The organism is Paenibacillus sp. JNUCC32, assembly GCF_014863545.1.
GTDB lineage: Bacteria > Bacillota > Bacilli > Paenibacillales > Paenibacillaceae > Paenibacillus_AQ > Paenibacillus_AQ lautus_A.
In genome coordinates, this window is sequence record NZ_CP062260.1 from 2,502,999 (window position 1) to 2,526,584 (window position 23,586).

Annotated in this window: 16 protein-coding genes; all 16 read right to left on the minus strand. The window is 50.3% G+C overall.

All coding sequences use genetic code 11. The annotated features are described in order from the left end of the window. Positions 1 to 3 precede the first annotated feature (3 nt). Complete coding sequence (locus tag JNUCC32_RS11150; RefSeq protein ID WP_192572057.1) at positions 4 to 894, minus strand: carbohydrate ABC transporter permease; 891 nt, start codon at positions 892 to 894, stop codon at positions 4 to 6. Positions 895 to 906: 12 nt separating this feature from the next. Continuing rightward, a complete protein-coding gene (locus tag JNUCC32_RS11155) occupies positions 907 to 1,875 on the minus strand; it encodes an ABC transporter permease (RefSeq protein ID WP_192572058.1) in 969 nt (322 codons plus the stop codon). A gap of 87 nt (positions 1,876 to 1,962) precedes the next feature. Further along, positions 1,963 to 3,627, minus strand: coding sequence for an extracellular solute-binding protein (locus tag JNUCC32_RS11160; RefSeq protein ID WP_228468940.1), 1,665 nt, complete (start codon positions 3,625 to 3,627; stop codon positions 1,963 to 1,965). Positions 3,628 to 3,780: 153 nt separating this feature from the next. Next, complete coding sequence (locus JNUCC32_RS11165; RefSeq protein WP_192572059.1) at positions 3,781 to 6,111, minus strand: helix-turn-helix domain-containing protein; 2,331 nt, start codon at positions 6,109 to 6,111, stop codon at positions 3,781 to 3,783. Between the two features lie 106 nt (positions 6,112 to 6,217). Next, positions 6,218 to 8,470 (minus strand): glycosyl hydrolase family 95 catalytic domain-containing protein, encoded by a 2,253-nt coding sequence (locus tag JNUCC32_RS11170; protein WP_192572060.1) that lies wholly within the window; start codon positions 8,468 to 8,470, stop codon positions 6,218 to 6,220. Further along, the gene (locus JNUCC32_RS11175; protein WP_192572061.1) at positions 8,463 to 10,112 is read right to left on the minus strand and encodes a helix-turn-helix domain-containing protein; all 1,650 of its coding nucleotides are present in this window, start codon (positions 10,110 to 10,112) and stop codon (positions 8,463 to 8,465) included. The genes JNUCC32_RS11170 and JNUCC32_RS11175 overlap by 8 nt, the downstream gene beginning before the upstream one ends. 10 nt (positions 10,113 to 10,122) lie before the next feature. After that, complete coding sequence (locus JNUCC32_RS11180) at positions 10,123 to 11,886, minus strand: sensor histidine kinase (protein ID WP_192572062.1); 1,764 nt, start codon at positions 11,884 to 11,886, stop codon at positions 10,123 to 10,125. Between the two features lie 60 nt (positions 11,887 to 11,946). Next, positions 11,947 to 13,359: an ABC transporter substrate-binding protein gene (locus JNUCC32_RS11185; protein ID WP_192572063.1), complete on the minus strand. Its 1,413-nt coding sequence runs from the start codon at positions 13,357 to 13,359 to the stop codon at positions 11,947 to 11,949. Positions 13,360 to 13,553: 194 nt separating this feature from the next. Continuing rightward, positions 13,554 to 14,372, minus strand: a complete 819-nt coding sequence (locus JNUCC32_RS11190; RefSeq protein ID WP_192572064.1) for an endonuclease/exonuclease/phosphatase family protein — start codon at positions 14,370 to 14,372, stop codon at positions 13,554 to 13,556. 213 nt (positions 14,373 to 14,585) lie between these two features. After that, entirely contained in the window at positions 14,586 to 15,578 is a 993-nt protein-coding gene (locus tag JNUCC32_RS11195; protein ID WP_036663222.1) for a helveticin J family class III bacteriocin, read from the minus strand. Positions 15,579 to 15,781: 203 nt separating this feature from the next. Next, positions 15,782 to 16,186, minus strand: coding sequence for a YvaD family protein (locus JNUCC32_RS11200; RefSeq protein WP_192572065.1), 405 nt, complete (start codon positions 16,184 to 16,186; stop codon positions 15,782 to 15,784). A 38-nt stretch (positions 16,187 to 16,224) separates the two neighbouring features. Beyond that, positions 16,225 to 16,785 (minus strand): TetR/AcrR family transcriptional regulator, encoded by a 561-nt coding sequence (locus JNUCC32_RS11205; RefSeq protein ID WP_192572066.1) that lies wholly within the window; start codon positions 16,783 to 16,785, stop codon positions 16,225 to 16,227. A 193-nt stretch (positions 16,786 to 16,978) separates the two neighbouring features. Beyond that, positions 16,979 to 19,303 carry a glycoside hydrolase family 3 N-terminal domain-containing protein gene (locus JNUCC32_RS11210; protein WP_192572067.1) on the minus strand — a complete coding sequence of 775 codons (2,325 nt, stop codon included), beginning with the start codon at positions 19,301 to 19,303 and terminating at the stop codon, positions 16,979 to 16,981. Positions 19,304 to 19,343: 40 nt separating this feature from the next. Then, positions 19,344 to 20,918, minus strand: coding sequence for a response regulator transcription factor (locus tag JNUCC32_RS11215; protein WP_096773549.1), 1,575 nt, complete (start codon positions 20,916 to 20,918; stop codon positions 19,344 to 19,346). Further along, positions 20,881 to 22,704 (minus strand): sensor histidine kinase, encoded by a 1,824-nt coding sequence (locus JNUCC32_RS11220; RefSeq protein ID WP_015735069.1) that lies wholly within the window; start codon positions 22,702 to 22,704, stop codon positions 20,881 to 20,883. Before JNUCC32_RS11220 ends, JNUCC32_RS11215 begins: the two co-directional genes overlap by 38 nt. A gap of 47 nt (positions 22,705 to 22,751) precedes the next feature. Further along, entirely contained in the window at positions 22,752 to 23,582 is an 831-nt protein-coding gene (locus tag JNUCC32_RS11225; protein ID WP_009592052.1) for a carbohydrate ABC transporter permease, read from the minus strand. Between the last annotated feature and the right edge of the window lie 4 nt (positions 23,583 to 23,586).

Here is a 23,586-nt window from a genome sequence, read left to right on the forward strand (position 1 = left end):
TCGCTATCCTTTAATGGCACCAATTAGAGCGCCCTTCACGAAATACTTCTGCAGAAACGGATAAACCAGCAGAATCGGGACCGTCGCCACGATAATGGTCGCATGCTTCAGCGTCTCGCCGATGACGGCGACTTCCCCGCCGCTCGCACCGCTTGCCATAGAACTTGCATCGTTCAGAAGCAGCAGCTCCCGCAGGACGAGCTGCAGCGGATACAAGGAGCGATCCTGCAGATAGATCATGGCCTGAAACCATGAATTCCAGTGACTGACGCCGTAATACAGCAGCATGACGGCGATAACCGGCATGCAGAGCGGCATCATGATTCGGAATAAGATGACAAATTCATTGGCTCCGTCGATCTTGGCCGATTCTTCCAGACTATCCGGCACCGCCTCAAAAGCCGTTCTCATGATAATCAGATTAAAAGCAGATATGGCCTGTGGAATAATTAAAGACCACAGCGTATTGGTTAGCTCCAAGCCTTTTACTGTAAAATACAGGGGAATCAAGCCGCCGCTGAAAAACATCGTAAATACGATAAACAGCATCAGCTGCTTACGATATCGCAATCCCTTCCGGGACAGTGCATACGCTCCGAACGCGGTCAATGTAATATTAAGCACCAAGCCGCCGGAAACGATAAGGAACGTATTCATGTATCCTTGAATAATCATCGGATTATCAAACACGAGCCGATAAGCGTTAAACGTCATATCCAGCGGCTTCCACAGAATCCCCGAATGCTGCATGTAACGGGTTGGATCACTCAAGGAAGCAAACAGCACGTAGATCAATGGATACAACGTACATAATGTGATGATGGTCAACAAGGCGTAATTAAACATATCAAACAGCTTTTCGCCGACCGATCGATTCCCTGCTCTCCATTCCATTCCCTTCACCTCCTACCACAAGCTGGTTTTGTTCATCCTGCGGCTCAGCCAGTTTGAGCCGATGACAAGCGTGAAATTGATGGCCGAATTGAACAGCCCTACTGCCGAGCTGAAGCTGTAATTGAATTCCTGCAGCCCGACCCGGTACACATAGGAGCTAATGACGTCTGCGGTATCGTAGATTGACGGGTTATAGAGCAGAATGATTTTCTCGCTGCCGACGTTCATCAGCCTGCCGATCTCAAGAATGAACAGAATGACTATCGTTGGCATTATCCCCGGCAGCGTCACGTTCAGCATTTGCCTCCACCGGTTGGCTCCATCGATCTTCGCGGCCTCATATTGTTCTTGGTCGATACCGGCCAAGGCGGCAAGGTAGATGATGGTCCCCCAGCCGATGTTCTGCCAAATTCCGGAGGTTACGAAAAGAGTCCGGAAATATTCGGATTCCAGCAGAAGGGAGACCCGTTCCCATCCGAAAAAGGCCATGATATCGTTGATTAACCCGTCACTCATCGTGAATTCCTTAATGATGCCGCAAACAACGACCAGCGAAATAAAATGCGGCATATAGGTTATGGTTTGAACCGTACGTTTGAATGCGGTTTTTCTGATTTCGTTCAGCAGGAGCGCCAATATAATGGGGGCCGGAAAGCCAAAGATCAGTTCATAAAAGCTGATTAACAGCGTATTCTTGACAACTCGCCAGAAGTAAATGCCGTTGAAAAACGATTCGAAATGCTCCCAGCCGGCCCATGGACTTCCCATGATACCAAGACGTGGGGAGAACTCTTTAAAAGCTATGGACGCCCCGTACATCGGAAAATAATGAAAAACCGCGAAATATAGAAGTACCGGAATCAACATGATGTACAGGAAACGATTTTTGCTAATGTCCTTCAGCAAGCCCCATTTTCGAGGATTCAGTCCTGCCGTGTTTGAAGGAATTGACGTGCGTGTCGGAGGCGGAAGTTTCGCCATGCCGTTCTCACTCCTCATGTACGGTCTATTGAAGTAACAAGTTATCGGGGGAATGAACCGCTCCATTCCCCGCGCGTTATGATTTCGTTATCTGCTGTTGTATCGATCCAGTGCGCTTTGATAGATTTCAACCGCCCGCTCAATACCCAGCTTCTTGAGCTGCTCCACATACTTGTCATAACTCTCCATCGGCTCCTTGCCGACAATGAACTTGACAAACATTTCCTCTTTATAGTTGCTTACTTCGGTTAGAATCTTGCCAAGCTCCTTGCTTTCTTCGGCGGTTGGCGTCAGGAAGCCAGGCAGTATATGCTTCTCGGCATCCGTCTTCGACCATACTTTCACGGCCTCATCCTGCTCGGGGAACGTATTCCAATTCCGACGTTCATCCGCTTCGTATGGACCATTCGGCTTGGAATACTGCGATACCATCTGCTGCAGACTGTACTTCTCATTGTTTTTAATCAAATCGGTATACATCGGAGCGCCGTTCTCCATCACATAGCTCTCCCCTTCAATGCCAAAGTTATAGAGCAACGAGCCTTCTTCGCTGTAAGCATAATCAAGCCAGCGTACGATCAGCTCGGGATTTTTGGCAGCCGTTGTGATGGCCTTGCTCGGTCCCGGATTGTACTTGAAGTCCCGTTGTCCGATAAAGGGAATTTCGCCCGGATTGAGCGTTGGATATGGAGCGCCGACCAGCTTGAATTTCGGATCCTGCTCCTTCATGGCGTCCATCCATTTGCCCATGCCGCCGCTGAGGAGATGTACCGTGGCCCCGGTCTGCCCGGTCAAGATCTTGTTATCCAATGCTTTCGTATCGGTGAGCGCGAAATCCTTGTCAAACAACCCTTCCGCGAACCATTTGCGGAACAAGGCCAGGAAATCCTTGTATTGCGGATCCATAGGCCCATACTTTACCTTTCCTTCATCATCTACATAGAAGGAGTTCGATGTCTTGTAAGCTCCGATGAAGGCATCGCGGATCTCAAAATTTCCGCCGGTATACGTCACGCTAAGCGGCGCAGTGGCTCCTTTTTCGTCGCGAAAGGCGATTAGCGTCTTCTCCCACTCCTCTATGGTCGTCGGCACGGGCAGCCCAAGCTCTTCCAGCCAATCTTGGCGGATCATGGGCCCGCGGAAGACGAGCCCGGACGGATTGCGGATCATGGGAAATACATAATACTTGCCGCTGTCTGTTTTGACCATGCGATCAAGCGTCGGGTCCGCTTCGAGTTTCTTCTTCAAGTTGGGCGCATATTGATCAATCAGATCATTAAGTTCCAGAATCACGCCGTCCTGGATGGCTTTCTCCGGTCCGCCCGGATAAGAGCCCGCACTTCTTCCGGTCCAATCATATTCAATGACGTCCGGAAGCTCATCGGAGGCAATCATCAGATTGAATTGCTCGGTGGTCTGCTGATCATTCGGATGAATGTACTCGACCTGCACTCCCGTTTGGTCGACAAGCGCCTTCCCGAACGGTGTATCCGCAAGATTGGAATAGAAGGTTACGGCATTCATGTTCAAGATTTCCCAAGACGTGATCGTTTCGGTTGTGTTCAGCGGATACGATGAGCCGATTGCGGTTGACGCATCCTTCCCGCCGTCGTTCGGCTTTGCCTCCGGCGTATTCTCCTTACTCCCTGACGAACAACCCGCAAGCAGCAAACTAGTTAACAATACGGCGGTCAATCCTGACTTCAAATTTCTCAGCAAGCTGTCTTTGGCCAGCATACGATGTACCATCATCATTCCCCCGATTTTAGGATAAGGATCAGATCGGCGGTCTTGCCGACCTATCCGATGTCATTGTTCAATAAAACCGAATCCGTTAACATAGACAAAATCTAAAATCGCAGGCAATTTCTTAAAAATCGATGTTTCGCCATCTCAAAATCCGGTTTATAGCGCGGTTTTCTGGTATTTTCCGGGGGTGATGCCTTCGAATTTTTTGAAGATTCGCAGAAATGTGCTGACATCCGCGTAACCGACCCGGCCCGCGATTTCATTTACGGTAAGTTTCCCATGGGCCAGCAGTTCTTTCGCCTCAGCCACACGAAGACGGTTGATGGAATCCAGCAAGGTTTCTCCGGTGTAATCCTTATAGAGTCTCGAAACGTAAGACGGAGTCCGCTGAAAAGCATCGCCGATCATCGAAATATTCAAACTCGGGTCATAAAGGTTCTCTTCGATATACAGCCGGACATCTTCGATGAAATAACGATGATGATCCCGTTTCTCGGCCAGAATCCATCCGCAGACATCCCCGAGCATTTGTTTCATCCGATCCTTCATCTCCGGAACATGATCGCACTCGAGCAATGGATTCACTTCAATGTAATGGTCTTCCCATGTTCGCTTGCTTCCCGCCTTCACTTCCTCAAGGGTATTCAGCATCGTGCTTGCCAAGTTGTACATCAGGCATTTGGCAAGTGGAACCGAAACCGGGTGCTTGGTAAAATTGGCTTGAAAAATATCTTCAAGAATCGCTTCCGCTTTGTCGTAGTTCCCGCTTTTCACCACATAAACGAACTGCTGCTCAACACTTAGAGGATAATAGAAACGGTGGGATTGCTTACCTTTACTCATCAGAGTATCGCTGTACTGGATAAACTGGCCGCTCCCTATCACAATGCGGTACTCAAGCGCGGTTAGAGCCTCTTGATAAGATTGAGCGATGCCGTGCAAGCCCGTATGGACCTGTCCTACGGCCAGCGTAAGCTCCGTTTCGATATGTTTGCCCATGAAATCCTGGACCTCGGCCAGCATTCGGTTCAGAACGGATAGCTCCTGCTCCTCAGGGATTTCCGCTCTAAAGTTAACAATACAAGCAAGCACATCGTTCATTTCCGTCGTAAAAGCGACCGCTTCATTGGATGCCGTATCCTCAAGGACATTCGTCAGCACGAAATAGAGCATTTGCTGCTTCTGATCCGGGAGCCCACGGATGCCAAACTGCTCAAACTTGCCAAAATGATCGATCGATATCAGCATGACGACAGATCGCTCCGATCGAAACCGGATATCGTGGGCCGGGAGGGCGCTCTGGAGCGATTGATCATGATCGGCGTACCCCTTCAGGAGGCGCCGCAGCAAATGAGCTCGAATCGTATTGCCATGTTTGCGAAGCTGCGTTTGTATATCTGCTTTTTCATGGAATTGATGTTGAATCGCCCCCTCCAGGAATGCGTATTCATTGGCCCCCCGGTCAAATCTGAGGCCGAATTGCTTGGATAAACTGTGCAGCATCAATTGAACCGGCATATAGTTTCGGCGTAATAACAATCCCGTGACCAAGCCTCCAATGATCAGGCATAGGGCTATGCTGAGCCATGTCAAAAGGCGTAAATTTTTCATTTTCTCATTAAACAAAGCCGCCGGGAGTACCGATACATATTTCCAGCCGGTGACTTGGGACGTAATATAGGAAAGCGCGGTCTGCCCCGCATCCGATTTCATATAGATCATTCCGCTGTCTCCTTGCAAATGTTCATAACGCAGATTTGCAGGTACGGCCAGATCCTTGTCGGATGCAGCGATGTACCGGCTTTCCGCATCTATAATGAACATATTGGCACCCTTTTGCTGGGGAACGCTCTCGATTAGTTTCGAATCCTTGATCAAGAACAGGACAACGGCCGAAGGCTGGGCCGGAGAGTTGAATACGAGGGAATGGGCGAACACGACAACCGGGAAGCTCTCCATGCTGTCATTAAACACCATGGGTTTGTAACCGTTTACATATCTTTGCTCGAAAAAATCCGTCCACTGATCATAGGAGGTGTCGTCCGGCTGTCTCAGCTTTTGATAGAGGCCCCTGCCGTTCGTGTGATCAAACGTTGATATAACCGTACCGCTGTTCAGGTACATGACGTATATATCTTCGATGGAATCGTTCGCATTTTTATACGTTCGCAGGCTTTCGGATATCTTGAACACATCATAATATTGAGGATCGCGAAGCGGGAGCTCCGCGCTGGAAAATGCAGAAATCTCCTTGTTTAACGCAATTTCCAGGCTTAATCGCTCAAGGCTCTTCAGCTTGCTGTCAATGGACATTTCCATTTGCTGAAGAAGTAACCCGTTTGCCCGGTTGGTTTCGCTCCTCACTTGATGGTACGAGATCGAATAGAGTACAAAGCTGATCAGGACTGGCACCATTAATACGGTAATATAAGAGAACAGCCATGCCGTAATGACGCTGCGGTTATATTTGCGAAGGGTGCTGAACATGCGATTATTCCTCCTTATCACCTGCTGTTTATGATAAGAGCAGCCTTGATGGGGATAAGGCTGCTCTTCGGACGAGATCTGTAGTTGGCTTTCGGCATTCATACGGTTAACGGGGAATTCCGTACAGCCTCCATGGCTTGCGGCTGCCGAACATATTGCAATTCCCCTTCTCTGCAGGGATGGGCGAGATCTTGAAAGGCGAAGATCCGCTCCAATGATCGCTGTATATATAAGCTTCTTCTCCCGCCTGCATAACCAGATGGATCCATCCGTCAGCCTGGATCGGACATACTGTGGACATGCCCCCGATCTCCAATACCAAGCCGGCATCCGGTGATGAAACCATATCCGTTGCGATTCGGCACGATCCACCCGCAAGACTGCAAATATGTATCCAAGCGGTACGCCCCTCCTCCCGAACAGCACTCACAAGAAAGCCGCCTTCCGACCGCAGCCGATGAAATACCGCCTCCGGCCACTCCTCAGGAACAGCGGGGAAAACGCTGATTCGCTCCCCTCTGCTCTGGAGCAGCATATCATGGATCGACTCCGCCCCCGCGAGCGGCGTTTCGATGACCGGTCCCGCCTCTTTATACATGGTGTTCGGCTTGATGAGATGCATTAAGCTTCTTAAATACGCCAATGCTTCATCGCCTAGTCCGAGTATGGCCCCAATCGAGGCTGCTCCGGTGAAGCTGAATCCGCGCAAATCTCCTTCAAGTCCGATCCAATGGCGGAGCGAGCGAAGGATAAGCTCCCTCTCCTCTTCGGTATCGCCTACGAGTTGCAGCGGAAATGCTGCCAGCAGGTGGCTGAAATGCCGGTGTCCAAAATCCAAGCGCTGATTCTCGCCGATCATATAACCGGAACTATCGACCGGAAAGGGTACCAATCGGTCCAGGACATCCCGCCAGCGATCATGCAGTGAATCATGAATGCCGAGCTTATCCGTGATGCGGATTAAGGTTTCACATCCCCAGCGCAGCAGGGCCAAATCATAATGGGCATCGGCAATCTTCAACTGCTTGAAGGAGCCGTATTCAGGCGAAACCGTCGGTGGTAAATGAAGTCGGCCGTCCTGCCCTTCCTCAAGAAGATGCAAATATAAACACACACTGCGCCGCAGGAGTGGAAAGACCACGTCTTGCAGCATATTGTCGTCCATGGCATAACGGCAGTGACGCCAGCAGTTATGCATGACCCACGTTAAATTCCCCACTTCATCCGTGACCGGGCTGTGCAGGTCATAGCTGGAGCTCCGGCCGAGTCCGGCCGAATCCTTACGGTAGGCTTCGGGAACGTTTCGGATCAGCTGCTCCTGATGCTCCTGCAATGAGCGAATCAGCGACATGCCGAGATGGAGACGATTCGCCGTATAGATTGGGGAATAACTCATCTGAACATTCATATTGAACCATAACCCCGGCCATGGCGTGGAAGTGAGCCACGGACCTTGATTATCGATAGGGAGTGAGTCCGCTCGGGTCGCAGAAGCCAGCTTATACATCTGAATCCAGTAAAAGCTCTCCAGCTGCGTATCCGGTATGGATATGAAACTCTCCGGGTAATAATGATGCCACCATTGGCGATGGGCATGCAGCCAAGCTTCCCAACCGATGGTTGAGAGGGGGACAGCCCGAAGCTCTTGAACCGCTTGATCGCGAACGGTATTTTCCACCCCTTTCATGACGGTTAAGATACAGGTTTGCCTGTTCCATTTCCCCAACTTTCGTTCGGTCGGATCAGGGCGGCATGTAAGCCAAGCTGTAGTGCAGCCTTCCCCGCTTCCATATTCCTGGACGCCGATCGATATCTCGCCGGATTTCAAATGCTGAACAGTGGTTTCGGGAATAAACTGGTTGAGATTAATCCCGTCCGCATTCTTCAATACGGGGTCAACCTCCGGATAAGCGTACCACTTCAGCTTCGCATCGTGTTCCCCTTCATCTGCGTCCAGCTCCACAAGAAGTACCGGAGCCGTTGCATGAATCAGCGCGCGAATCCTGACCTCCCCTTTGGTTGTCGGTATAACCGCTCTAAGCTCAGCATTCCATAAATCCAATCGGATTTCGCAGGGCTGATAAATCCAGCCCTCCAGCTCCAAAGCGAGCTCGCCGATGGGCACGCGTACCGGAAAATCCCGATTACCCGGGCGTGATGCGGTGATATCCGACCGTCCAAGCACAAAGCGCAGCACGTTCCGTTTATCCCGGTGTTCCTCGCTATACATCATCGCGCCCAGCATGCCGTTTCCAAGAAACGCCCCTTCATCCCAGCTGATCGGACGCGTCGACCATAACATGTCGTGCCTGGACATAAACACCGGCCAATCAATGGCTTCCTCAATGCGGCTATTCACGAACTCCCTCCTTTTGCAATGGAAAGTTGTTATCTAGGTGCGCCTGCTTAAACTCCGATGGCGTCATCTGCGTATACTTTTTGAAAACGTCGCTAAAATAACGGCGCTCCGCATAACCAAGAGACTCTGCAATTTCCTGAATCGGCCGATCCTCCAAGAGCAAACGCTTAGCCTCCTCGATCCGTATCTGGGTAACATAATGACTAAATGCCATCCCCGTCACTTTCTTGAACAAGCCGGCAAAATAGCTGGGGCTCAGGTGAACCGCCTTCGCGCAAGCACTAAGGCTGATGTCCTGATCCAAATTGGATTTTACATATTGAATGGCATCCTGAATGATTTTCACGGCCGCGGAACGGCTCTGATTCTCGATGCGTTCACAGCCCAGCGTTACGATGTGATGCAGCACCCTTCTCATGTCCGCCAAGGATCTCTCGGAGCTCACCCTTCCTTCCCGAACGATCGAGCTCAAATCGGCCAATTCATTCATCGGTACCTTCTCTTGTATCGCCCGAAGCATCATATATGCCAGCTCATAATATAGGCTGATGAAATATTCCGGTTTGGGAAGCGGTATCCTGTCCTTAAACTCGTCGAGGATGTGATCGAGTCTCATTATGGCTTGACTGACGTTGCCGGATTGTATTGCGTACACCATCTCTTGTTCTGCACTTCGAATGCTGCGCGGCAAGGACATTTCCGTGTTAGCCACCTCTTCATAGGAGATAACCGCATTGCCGCCGGTATAGAAATGATACGACAGTGCATGCAAAGCTTGATCATACGATGCATACAAGTCGTGGATATACGAAACGATTCTGCCAATTCCTATGGATACCGTTAAAGATGTATATTCGCTCACATGGTGACAGCACGCCTCCGCTATTGCTGCCGCTGAATCTGATAACGGCGCATTCAACACCGCTACCAGACGGTTTGCCGAGTCCCGGAATACCAGTCCCCTAGTATATAAAGCGATGGTCTCTTCCGTAATATTTTTCAACGCGAACCTGGCAAGCTCGAGTTCGTTCATCGGCGAATCCCGATACTTATCGTCATAACCGTCGATTTCAAGAATCATAACGAGCAGATGCCTGGGCTCCAAATCAGGCTTAACATATTCCCACCGTTGCTTCGCTTCCTGCTCATTCACCTTATGATGCAGCAGCCATGCAAACAATTCCTGACGCAGAAACGGCATACTCTCTTGAACCCGCTGCTCCAAATCAGCGATATGATGCTCTTGGTTTCGCAGCGCCTCGATCTCTTCTTTGGCCTTTACAACAATCTCCTCAATATGGGCCAGCGAAAAAGGCTTGGTAATCAAGTTGAACGCTCCAAGCTGAACGGCTTGCTTCGCATATTCGAAATCACTGAAACCCGTCATCAAGATGACCTTGCTGCGCGGCAGCAATTCTTTGACGCGCCGGGTCAATTCCAAACCGTCGAGCTTCGGCATTCGAATGTCGGTCACGATGATATCCGGTTTGCTTGTTGTGATCAGGTTCAATCCGTCTTCTCCATTTATGGCCGTTCCGCATACCGTGATCCCATGACGTTCCCAGCTGATTTGCTTGGATATGCCGTCGACCACGCTCTGAATATCGTCAATGAAGCATATCGTTGTCGATATAACGCTCATCGTCCTTAAGTCAACTCCCTTCGGGTACTGGTAAACGGGGGATGATGATCGAGACCCGAGTACATAGGTTAGGTTCGCTTTCCATATGCAAGCCGGCCTTGCTTCCATACTGAAGTTGTAATCGCAATCGAACATTATGCAGCGCATAACCCGATGAAGCAAAGGCAGCAGGTTGCCGAAGCTCTGGATCCGCCGCGTTATTTTCGCTAAATCCTAATCCGTTATCCTCCACGATGAAATAAAGATGGGTATCATCCTGTTTAACTTGGATCCGAATAATTCCACCATCATTGCGATCATTAAAGCCATGCAGGATGGAGTTTTCAACCAGCGGCTGCAGCATGATTTTTAGGATCGGCTGCTGCATATCGACCAGGGGATCGACCTCGATGGAATAGGTAAACAGCGTTTCATAACATCTCTGCTGAATTTTTAAATACTCCTCAACGTGGAGTAACTCGTGCTCAATTGACGTCATCTCCTTGCCTCGATTGAGGCCGAGCTGGAACAGCTGTGACAGGGACAGCACCATTTCCTGAACATCCTCCAATTGATTCAGCTGGCTTTTCCAATAAACCGTATTCAGCGTGTTATATAGAAAGTGGGGATCAATTTGAGCCTGCAGGGCTCTCATCTCGGACTGACGTTTATCCGTCTCTGCCTGCTTCACCACGTCAAACATGTGATTAAGCTCTTCCAGCATCCTGTTAAAGCGATAACCGACCTGCGTGATCTCGTCATTGTATTCGCTTTCATAACGGACGTTAAGATCGTTCATCTCCACCCGTTTCATTAACGATTGCAGATGGCTTAACGGTCTTACGAGCAAACGTGTCAGCATATTCGCAAAAGCAAAAGATACAAGCAAACATCCCGTGATCACCCCGAGAATCGTCAATTTAATGCTGTCCATCTGCTTCATCAATTCAGCTTTAGGCAGAAAGCTGAATAGCGTCCACTCCTTCACTCCACCCAGCTTGGTAAAGTTAACCAGGTATTCATCGCCTTGGTCCGAATATTCGAAGCTTCCCTGCTCAACTGTTAAAGCAGCCATATACTCAGGATCCTGCTTCAACTTATCCGTTATGACGGAATCTTCGATTAAAGCATCGCTCCCATCGGATGAGGCCAGGAGAAGGAAAGGCTTACGATTTGTGTCCTCCGAAACGATTAATGATCGAATCGAGTCGATTTTGACATTCGCTACAACATAACTATCATCGATGTAATGGGATGGGATACCCTCCATTACAAAGGAAATGACCTTCTCCCTGCTGGCAAAGAAAAGATCCTCATGACCGGCCACCCATAGCTTGCGCCGCTCGCTTTTGATATACGTATAGAGCGCCGAATCATAAAACGAATGGGAGAAATTACGCTGCTGACTCGTCTGATAATAGTCTCCCTCACGCGTTGCGATAAGAATGGAATCGATAAGAGGTTCCGTGAGCTTGGTCTGTACAAAAGTCGATTGCAGCCCGGACAGATGCGTATAGTAATTCTCCGAGCCCGAATAGCTGCTGTCCATCCCTAGCGCTCTTCGGTAAGCCGTATTGACCATCATCGAGTAAACCGCTTGCGAGATATGATTCAGCTTCTCATCCAATACCTTCGAAGTTTTAACGATCGTATCCTGACTAAGCTGATAAGCGTTGTCCTTCACGACTTCCTCGGCGATGACGTAGCTAAGCGCGCCTGCGGTGGTGACTGCAAAAATAACGATAAGCATGAACGCGATCCAAATTCGGCGTCTGAACGATAGTCGGTAGAGCATAAATCAACATCCTCCGTCTCTATTTTCGGTTGTGGCAGCAGTTGTCCTTTTTGAATAAGATCAATCACTTGCCATAAGACGATCCTGAGGATGCAGCGGATCAAACTCCGGGATGGCTTGCATATTCACTCTGCCGGCAGCCCGTTCCTGATCCAATGCGGCATTGTAACGCGCGTTCAAGTCTTCAACCAATCGATCAAGGTCTCCGCCGATCATGATATACTTTACGAATTCGTCCTCCCACTCCCTTCCGTTTGGTTTGAATCCTTGAGGCGACGCAGGCCATATCCCGTCATAATCGCCTGGTATAAAGCCGTCGATGCCCTCGATGTCAGGCTTCTTGGCTTTCTTGGCTATCGATTCCACGGATAGAATGCCAAGTCCGGCTTCCTGGTACCCGATCAGGACTTCATCGCTGTACATATAGCTGAGAAACTTCCATGCTTCCTCCTTATGCTGCGATTGACTGCTGATCGATAGCCATCTCGTCGCTCCCACTCCCTGATTGATCACTCCTTTATAGGTTCCGTCAATCGACGGGGGAAGTGCCGCCCCCCATTTGATCTTTGCCGGAAATTGAAATTTATAAATGCCGGGTTCCGAAGAATAGGACAGATACATCCCGATCTTACCGTCGGCAAACTGCGCCCGGAGCGGATCGATATCCAGGGATTCAGCTCCCGGCAGCGTGCTGCCATTCTCCATCATGGCCCGGAATGCGCCAATAATCGGTTTTAAGCCTGAGAAGTCATAGGTACCTGTTGAAAAGTCATAACCATCGCCGCTGATACCGCTTATTTCAGCTATCGGAACGGCGGAGCGGCCGAGGGCGCTGGCCGGAATTTTATAGGGCAGCGCGAACCCGTAAACGCCTTCTGCTTTTCCAATCTCGGTGATTCTCCAAGCAGCCTCCACTAACTCGTCAAGAGATTTCGGAGGAGAGGTGATGCCGGCCCGCGCAAACAGCTCAACATTATAAATAAGCCGTAAGGTGGATCCGCTGTTAGGAAGGCTGTATATCCATTGATCGAATACGTTATATCCTTCGATAAAGGCCTGCTTCCCGAACCTGCTTCTGATTACGGGCGTTATATACTCGTTCAATGGTTCCACGTAGCCTTTACGGGTCATTTCAGCGAGATCGATCGGGGTGAAGATGTCGGGTGATTGTTCGCTGGCAAAAGACAAATCCAATGATTGGGCAAAATCATCCGCCATCACGGTCATCTCAACCTCAATGTTATCGGGATTCTCTTGGTTATAGCGATGAATCACCTCTTTGATATAGTTCGCGTCATGTCGCCCCGTCGACCAGAACTTAAGCTTTGTCTTTGCACCTGTAACGGCCATTTTCGAAGCTGCCGAGTGCGAAAATATGCCGTCCGTGCCCTGCCCGCTGCTGCGTTGCATGCAGCCTGTTACGGCCATGCTTAGGCACGTCAATACAATCAGCGGTAATCTCCAAGTTATCATGCACACTCCCTCCCTGTGCTTGTATCGTAGCATAACCTATTTTATCGATATAGACAGGACGGTAAAAAAACTGTAAAGGGAAGAAAATCGATTCATCTCCTAAATGCAAAGAGGCTTCCACCAAGCAATTGCTTGGTGGAAGCCCCCGGTCATGCTAAGATACAATTAGAACTTATTCTCCCCGATGCTAGTACCTATCGCTTGAATTCCACATCGGCTGCAATCGGCAGATGATCCGATGCTTCGGTTTGGATCACGCGTTGATTGGCATGCCGGACGTTAGGGGAAGTCAGAATATAATCGATGGTTGCCGACGGATTGATGACAGGGAACGTATAGGCATCGTCTATTCCCTCAAAGCTGTTTACGAATAAACCGCTGTTTAACAGTAATTGAAACTCTGAACTGTCCGGTTCCGCATTAAAATCCCCCAGGAGAAGCGCAGGTCCCTGGGAGCCGGAAGCAAGGTCAATGATTTCCTGAGCCTGTGCCGTTCTGCTGGTGACATCCAGCCCGAGATGCGTGTTGTAAACATCTACATGGATTCCTCTCAGATTAACGACGGCATGAAGAACGCCGCGCTGTTCCTTCCCGAAGCTGCTTAACCATGTATTCTCGGATCGGAGTATCGGATACTTGCTCACGATGGCTGTCCCGTATTGACGGTTGTTTGTTTGTCCTTCCCCCGGTTCCAAATCAAGATTCGCGCCGTAAGCGTAATGATAGCCGAGCAAATCAGCCAATTCCTTGGCTTGGTCTTTAAAATCGCTTCGTTCCCCGTAATGCCGATCCACTTCTTGAAGCCCGACAATCTCAGCGCCGGAGTCGCGGATCACATCCGCAATTCTCTGCAGGCTCAGCTGACCATCGATTCCTACCCCATGATGGATATTGTAAGACATTACGGTGGTGCTTACTTCTTTGCCTTGACCCTTTCCCGCTGCCATGACGCCCGTTGCAAACAGGGGAATGAGGAACAAACAAGCGATTAGCGAAATGAGGCATTTTTTCATGAACGAATCTCCTTCCATTAGTCAGATTAATATCGTAAGAATCAAATTGATTATATACGGGTTTTATTTTCGCCAGATCAAGCCACGAGCTGCTCCTTTAAAATGGTAAAAAAGAAACAGACTAGACACACTTAATATGGTCCAGCCTGTGACCTGCGACTTACATTCGCTTGGTTGATTGCAACTATTCAATGAGTCAAAACCGCCTGCGCATCAATTAAAAATGCTGTCCGGAACGTAATATACCTTCTGCGTATTCTGCTTATTGACCGGATCCGTCACGATCGTAAAATATACGTTGCCGTTCTTGGTCTGAACTCCCTCGATTTCATGGTTGCCTACATTCGTAATTTTCACGAGGGTTTTGAAAGTCCCGGTATTCGTCATCATGGCAATCTGCGGGGTTTCGCCTTCGGCTCCGCCTGACGTATAGATTTTCGTTTGGCCGAGCATATCCGCCCCCTGGAAGGATCCGTTCGGTCTAACGATGCCGCTGCCCGATTGCGTGAAGCTGCCAACCGCTGCGTTCACCGCGGCTGCGCTGTCCATCCGCACCTGTTCATTGCTGTCAAGCAGCTTATTGAGCGCGACCGTGTCATAAATGGACCAGGTCACGGTTCCTTCCTTCGTCTGAACGCGGAACACCGTATGCGTACTGTTGCCGCCGCCATCAACCCGGTAGGTCTCGCCCAGCCTTGCTCCCGTTTTATTGGCGTAATTCATATAGGTAAAGCGATGCAGATCCGTATAATCGACCGTCTTGCCGGCCGAATATTGCAGTCTTGCTACCTGAAGCGACCAGTAGTAATCGGTTGAAGGATCCGCTTTTGAACTGAAATAGAAATAATTGACGCCGTTGTACGTATACATATCCAGCGTTTGACAGTGCCCCGTGTTGGTGACGGTCATTTTATCTACAAAAGTAGCGTCATTGCCGTTAATGAGCAATCTTGAAAGATAGCAGGTTCCCTTGGAACGCTGCGTGACATACAGATATTTATCCGCGATGTAGGCTTTTTGAACAGCCACGTTGTGTTGAAGTCCCTTTAAATTGTAGGCAAGCGTTGCCGAAGCGTTGACGGTTTTCTCTGGGGTTGCCGCGAACGCGGGCAAACCGGACATACAAAAGATAAGCATTGCAAGGATGAAGGACGTGAGTAATTTAAATTGCCTTTTCTTAAGGCTCAGCCCTTGAACGTCAAACATCAATCCACCTCCATGAATATGATAGAATACCGTGAGTTCCTCGGCGCCCCCTTTCCTAGGTAGTGAATGTACACTTTGAGTTTACCATTTCCCCCAAGGATTTCCTGTGCTTATCATACTTAATGTTTTAGGAAATCATGGTCCTTTAGCCCTTTTTTTTCGATTAAATGCCCTAGAGATCATAAAGAAAAGGAGCATCCGCTTTAAGATTCGGCGAATGCTTCCTTTGTCTCTAGCAGTTTAGGGATGAATAACAACGGATACAACAAAAGGTACAGGTTGGGCACCCACCACATGAGGTCGAAATCCGACTTGATGATCCAAAAAACGATCGCCTGCAGCCCGGAACAAAACGTCAGGGTAAGCGAGATTAAGGCGAGATTTTTCCATTTCGCATTTCTTCGTTTATGTAAGTACAGACTGTACATCCCGGTCACGGATATGAATATGTCCAGCGGAAAGAACGACCAATTCCAAGCAACCAACAGCTCATTGGTATAATCCTGATATAGATACTCTTTAGGAATTAAGGCAAGTGCGGTAATGACCCAATACATAATAAATCCGATATCCGTCACTAAAAACAAACCTTTTAATGTTTTGCTCAAAGCATACCCTCTCTTCTCCTTCGTGGTCTACCGTTGGCTCAAGTTTCCCTCTTGATGATACCGGCCAAAAGAATCTCTCCCATATCGCGCAGGCCCTCCTGAAGGGTCATGCTGCTCCTGTTTGCCGCCGAGTCCTCCATTAACCGATAAAAGCCCCCTACATACAGATCAATGAATATTTTGGCGTTAAACGGCCGGAGCAAGCCTTGACGAATGCCTTCCTGAAATAATTCGGCAATGCTGCCCCATTGCTCATTTAGAAATTGGTCGAGGCGGTTCCATTGGTTAGGATAATAACGCTGCAGCTCCGTGATGAGGTTTAGCTCGATAAACTGAAAATCAGCCGGGATAAGAATCAGACATCGTCTAAGTTTCTCCAATGTGCTGAGGCTCGCGTTATTCATGATTTCCTTCTCTTTATGCTGAAGCTCATCGATCGCCCCCTCGAGAATTTCGGCAATTAGCTCATCTTTGGAAGGGAAAACGCCATACAGGGTTTTCGTGCTCATCCCCAGCTGTTTGGCCAGTTCACCCATCGTAAATCGCAATCCGATTCTCCGGATTTCCTTGCTTGCCGCCTCGACAATTCGTTCTCTCATAGAAATTTACCCCCCTACCCCGGAAAATATATAAACAATATCATTTTCCGCATTTCCCTTACATATTATCCCGATTCCTTCTTTGTGTCAAACGAAAGGCTGATCACAACGAAAAGAGACAGCATGGAATGCTGTCTCCAAAAACATCGATAGCTTAGACATATAGGCAAACCCTTTGAAATAGGCTTACGCTTCAGGCTTTTACCTTCAACTCAACAACACCGTTCTCCCAATCCGAGTGGCCGCCTACAACGATGTTAACTCGGCAAGGGACGACATCGTAATCCATGTTGCGGTTCCAGATGGCCAGTTCCTCGAAGCCGAGCTCGAACGTAACGGTGGTGCTGTCCCCGGGCTCCAGCATAACCTTCTTGAATCCCTTCAATTCTCGAAGTCGGCGGGTAATCCCTGATTGATCGGCTTGTATGTAAAGCTGTACGACTTCGTCCCCCTTCAGCTTTCCGCTGTTCTTCAACTCCGCGCACACCTCGACACGACTTCCGGAGCGAAGCTCGTCAAGCGTCACTTCATTCTGGGAGATGGCCGGAGATCCATATTCAAACGAGCTGTAACTCAAGCCGAATCCGAACGGATATAACGGTTTGGACGGCATATCGACATAGGGACGAGGGCGCCCTGCGTTTTTCTGATTGTAATAAACCGGCAATTGACCTACGGAGCGTGGAATCGAGACGGGCAGCTTTCCGCTCGGGTTCACTTGGCCAAACAGGATTTCTCCGATGGCACGGCCCCCTTCGCTGCCGGGATACCAAGCGCACAGCAAGGCATTGCTAAGCTCGGCCACCTCGCCGACGGCGAGCGGACGTCCCTGAATGAGCACGGTGATCACCGGTTTGCCGATCGCGTGAATTTCCCGAACCAACTGCTCCTGTATCCCGCCTAAGCGAAGTTCGGCTAGATCGACTCCTTCCCCGCAGTCCATTTCCGTCGGATCCCCCTCCGCTACGATCGCTGCTCCGTTATTGTCAAACGTGCCTCCGAATTGACGAGCACTGCTGCCGCCAAGCACGAGCACGACCGCGTCCGCGGAACGGGCCGCTTCGATTGCTTCAGGCAAGCCCTGGGTGGACATGCCTCGAACGCTGCATCCTGGAGCGAAGACGATGTCCGTGCCTTCGGGAGCAGCCATCCGAATGCCTTGAAGCGCCGTGACTCCGCTGCCCTCGCGCTGAACGCTGGTGTAGTCCCCGAGCTGGTTGTAGAGACGGTCCGCATTAGGACCGATGACCGCCAGCCGTTTGATACTGCTGTGATTCAATGGCAGTACGCCTTCATCGTTTTTAAGAAGCACAACCGCTTCTCTTGCGACGGAAACGTTCAACGCTCTGGCGGCTGCATTGTTCACGGTCGAAGCAGCCAAGCCCTCGTCAACGTACGGCTGCTCGAACAGCCCCAACCGGAATTTCAGGCCAAGCACCCGACCAACCGCGAGGTCGATGCTCTCCATATCGGCCTTCCCTTGCTCCACCGCTTGTTCAAGCGTCGTGAACGACTTGTCCCACAGGCTTAGATCCACCCCGGATGAGAGAGCAAGCGCAGCTGCCGACTCATAGTCTCCCGTAATGGACACCAAACGGTCGATGGCCGTTCCATCCGCCATGACAATCCCATCAAATCCCCATTCATCTCTCAGAATGCCGGTTAACAGCTTATCATTGGCATGACATGGAATTCCGTCGAGTTCATTATAGGCCGCCATGACGCCAGCCGCCCCTGCCTTGATCCCCGCCTCCGCGGCAGGCAGGTGGATTTCCCGCAGCTCGCGCTCGCCTGCGGGAACCGGGCCTGCGTTCCGTCCGCCCTGCCCTGCTCCTTGAGCGCATAGATGCTTGAGCACGGCAGCTGCCTTATCGTGTTTCTTCCATTCTTCCGGGTTTCTTCCCTGCATGCCAAACACAACCGCCTCCGTCATTCGCGCAGCCAGGTAAGGATCTTCTCCGTAACATTCCTCGGAGCGTCCCCACCGCGGATCCTGCAGGATGTCCAGTACCGAGACCAAGCCTAAATGCGCGCCTCGGCTGCGGATCTCGGAGGCCACATGGGAATAGGCGCTTTCAATTAATTCGGGATTCCAGGTGGAACCGATGGCCGTATTGACGGGCAGAAGCGTTCCGTCTAGCGCTTGATGGCCGTGGGGGCATTCCTCCGAGAGCAGGACGGGAATGCCGAGCCGGCTGTGTTCGATCACGTAACGCTGAATGGCGTTCGCCACCTTCGCGTTGTCCTTCGTAGGAATCCCGTTCTCATAGGTCACCCCGGACCAAGGATCCGCCCGGAACAGACCGTACAGCGCCCCCATGCCGGCCCCCCATTCAACATGCTCCTTGAATAGGTCGGTCAGTTCAAACTCCGTTTCGGTCCCTTCGCTTCGCCGATATGCCATCCAGCCGTACAAGTGCTGGTTCAGCTGCCCGACCTTCTCCCGCAGCGTCATTCTGGACAATAAATCCTCTACGCGCTCGTCTACGGGGAGCGCAGCATTCCGATATTTCTCCATATTCCCCATACTCCTTCCATCCTGGTCGTCATGCTTTTAATCATTCTTTGATATTCAAGACCCGATATTTCTTGGGCGTCATGCCCGTGTACAGTTTGAAGACGGATACAAAATACTTGTATTCTTTGTAACCGACGCGGTCGGCAATCTCAAACACCTTGTCCTGCGTCGTCAGCAGCAGCTTTCTCGCCTCGTTGATGCGCAATTCGTTCATGTATTCGCTGAAGCTTTTTCCCGTGCTTTGTTTAAAAATATTGCTGAAGTAGCTGGGCGTAATCTTTAAATACGCTGCCACTTCCGACGCTTTCAGGTCGCTCAGATAATGATCCGCCATATACTTCTTGGCCTTCTCAATGATCCAGAACGATCTGTCGATGCCGACCCTGTCGATCAGCTGCAGCAGATCAAACACTTCGGTGGATATCGCCAGACGAATCGCGTCGGGATGATTGAACACCTCCAGGTCGATCGTTCTCTCCAGGCCATGCTCCAGCTGGGTCAGGCCGCTTTGACGAAGTCGCTGCCGCAGCATGATGGACAGTTCATCACACACGTTCACCATATCCGTCAACAGGTACCGCTGATCCCGGAAGAATCGGAACATGCCGTCGATTAGCTCTTCCAGCATTTCGGCATCCTGCTTGAATAATGCCACGGACAGTTTCGAGACCATGTCGGCACTGTCGAAATCGTGCTTGGCCCGGCCGTTATCCACCTCGGACTTATATTCTCGATCCAGCAAGGGGCGCTGTTCCAAGGCATAATAAGGCAATAACGCTCGCACCTGCGAGCAGATGGCTGCCGTTTGGTCCAGGGAAGCGTAAGCATCCGATACCGCGCCATACAAACGATGCTCTTCCGGCCAGGCATCCAGCATCGCCTGCAGAATTTCATCCCACTGCCGCTTCGGGCGCGGCTGATCCGTCATCAGCAGGGTCAACAGCAGATTTTTATGCACAAACACGGATACTTGACGAATTCCGCTGGTTTCGAGGTTTTCACGAACCGTTCGGATCCATACATGCTGCAGCATCGTTAAATCCTGTTCCGATACGGAAGCTGCAAGGTTCGAGAACTTCTCCAGCTGCGTAGCCATGAGTTTATATTCGGCACCGTTTACTAAATCGCCGGGCACCGCCTTGGCCAATGAAGTTTCATTATGCGCTGCCATGTCGGAAAGCCACAGCTCGGCATCCTTCGATGATCCGTCGACACGGATATCTTGGTTGCGAATGTCTTCCACGATTCCGGTCACGGCGGCCACCAATTCGTCAATATCGACGGGCTTCAACAAGTAATCGGTTACATCAAGCTTGATGGCTTGGCGGGCATACTCGAATTCCTCATAACCGCTGATCATGATGACCCGAATCTGAGGATGACGGAGCTTCAGCTCCTTAGCAAGCTGAAGCCCGTCCATTCCCTCCATTCGGATGTCCGTCAGAACCAGATCAATCTCGTGTTCCTGCACCACCTGCAAAGCTTCATTGCCGTCATAAGCCTCGGCGACGACCTCGACTCCATAATCCGCCCAGTCAATGGTATAGTGCAAGCCCTGACAGATCACCGGTTCATCGTCAACGATCAGCATTTTTACTGTCTTCACGTGTTGCATCGTACGATTCACCACCGTAGGTTTCAGAATATGGAAGCTTGAGGCGAATCAAGGTTCCTTGCGATGAAGCCTCAATCACTTCCAGTCCGTAGCGTTCTCCGAAAAATAGGTATAAACGTTCATGAATGTTGCTGAGCGCACCTCGTGTGCGGCCGGCTTGGACTCCGATTCGCAGGGATTCCCTGACTTCTTCCAAAGTAGAATCGTCCATACCCCGGCCGTTATCCTGCACGTCGATCCAAATCTCATCCTCCCGCTTATACGCGATGACCGTTATCCTGGCGACCGGCTCGCGCCGATCAAGGCCATGCTTGAGAAAATTCTCGACCAAAGGCTGAATGGTAGCCTTCAAGGTAAGCGAATTCGCCAGATCATATTCCATGTACAGCGCATATTTCAGTTTACGCCCCAGCCGTCTCTGCTGCAAATACAAATAGGAGCGTACGAATTCCATTTCTTTAGCAAGGCTGGTCTCATAATGGCCATTGTTCAGACTGGAACGCAGGAATCGGGACAAAATTTCGATGAGCTGGCTGGACTCGACGGCCTTCTCCAGCCTGGCGGTCCAGCGGATCATATCCAGCGTATTATAGAGAAAATGCGGATCCATCTGCTCCTGCAGCAGGCGCAGCTCGGATTCGCGCTCCCTCAGTTCCAGCTTGTATTTATGCTCGATCAGTTCCTGAATCGTGGAGACCATATCGTTAAACCTGCGGTTCAGCTCGGAAATCTCATCCTTGGAACGAATGGGGACCCGAGCGTTGAAATCGCCGAGCTTTACGCGATTGGTCTCAATCTTCAGGCGCAGGATCGGCCTGATAATCGTATAGTGGAACCCGATCAAGGCCGATAAGCCCAACAGGAGAATTCCGATGAGAATAACCTGCATCAAGATGGATACGCCGCGTACATCCTGATCCAACGCAGCCTTGGGCACCATGGAAACGATCGTCCAATCGGTATTCTCCATCCGTTGATGAAATGTCAAATACGCTTCCCCGTCGTGTCGGTACGTGGAAGAGCCCATCGTCCCGGCGGTTATGATATCCGTAATCGCTTTCCCATCGCCGATATCCAAGGATAGCAATTCTTTGGAGGGCAGTACGATTTGTCCTTCGGCATTCACAATGAACACCATGCCTTCGTCCCTCGTCAACCCCCGCTGCAGCTGTTTAAGAATACTGGCTTCATCCATGCGGATGACGAGCCTAGCCAGCGGGAGCGTGATCTCGTCATAGGAATTCAGAACCCGGAACAATGAGACGAGGTTTACTTCACCATACCAGCCGCTGGTGGAAGGATAGCCGTTGCTCCACACGATTCCGCCTTTATGCTCGTCCGCCAGCCGGTTCCAAGACTCTTCGTTGCCGTGAATCGGCTCGCCCATCTCAATGGAATTGCCGTTAAACCCGGTAATCGAAATGGATTTGATATAGTTTTTGGACATGAGCTGAAACGTCAGGAATCCTTCGAGATTCTGCTTCAACTGCTCCGCCCTCCCGCTCTCTGGCGGTGGATCAAGGCGCAGGTATTGGCGCATGTCATTGCTCAATATCAAATAATCGGCGATATCCTCGATCATGGCCGTTTGTTCTTCCAGCTGGTTCGTTACGATCTCCAGGCTGCGTTGGCTTGATTGGATAAATTGGCCGCGCAGCACTTCGTTCAGCTTGTCTTGGGCCAGGACGCCGACCCCCAGCGTAGGCAGAATGACAAAAAAGAGGAAAATGACCAGAGCCTTCTGTTTCAGACCATAATTCCCGATCCAGCCCAAACTGCTGCGCATGTCCATTCCCTCTTTCGATGACTTCATGATGTTGAGCTGAAACCGGATTAACCTTTGACTGCGCCTGCCGTCATGCCGTTAACGAGCTGCTTTTGCAGGAGCAGGTAAAAAATAATGATCGGTATAAGCGCGATCGTCAACGCAGCCATTTGCAGCGTAAGGCTGGCCGTCTCAATGCCGACAAAGTTGGCGAGCCCAAGCGGCAATGTTTTCAGCGACGATGAACTGATCAAGACGAGTGCGAACAAGTACTCGTTCCAATTATAGATAAAGTTCAAGATCACGACGGTTGAAATCGCCGGACGAGTGATCGGTAATATGATCGACCAGAAAATCTTGAATACGCCCGCGCCGTCCATGACGCCCGACTCCTCCAAATCCTTCGGAAACCCTCTCATGAAACCCTCCAGGATAAAGATCGTCAAGGACAAATGGAACGCCGTGTATGGAAGAATCAGCGATAAGTGGGTATCCAGCAAATGCAGATTCCGCATGATCAAGAAAATCGGAATCAAGGTCGCATGAATCGGAACGACCATGCCCAGCAGAAATATCGCGTAAGTTGCACCGCGCAGCTTAAAATTGAACCTTGCCAAGAAGTATGCCGCAAGCGATCCAAGAAGGACCGTCACGACCAACGATACGACCGTTACGATGATGCTGTTAAGGAAGTAGGTATCCATATTCGCCACTTCCCATGCCTTCGCGTAATTGGAGAACTGCAGCTCGGTCGGTATGGAGAACGGGTTCGCCGCATATTCCTGCTCGGTTTTGAACGAATCTACGATCATCCAAAAGAAAGGGATTATATTAATAATAGCGAATATCCCCAAAAAAGTGTATGCCGATAAATGGAACCATTTCGTTTGTCTGTACATCTCC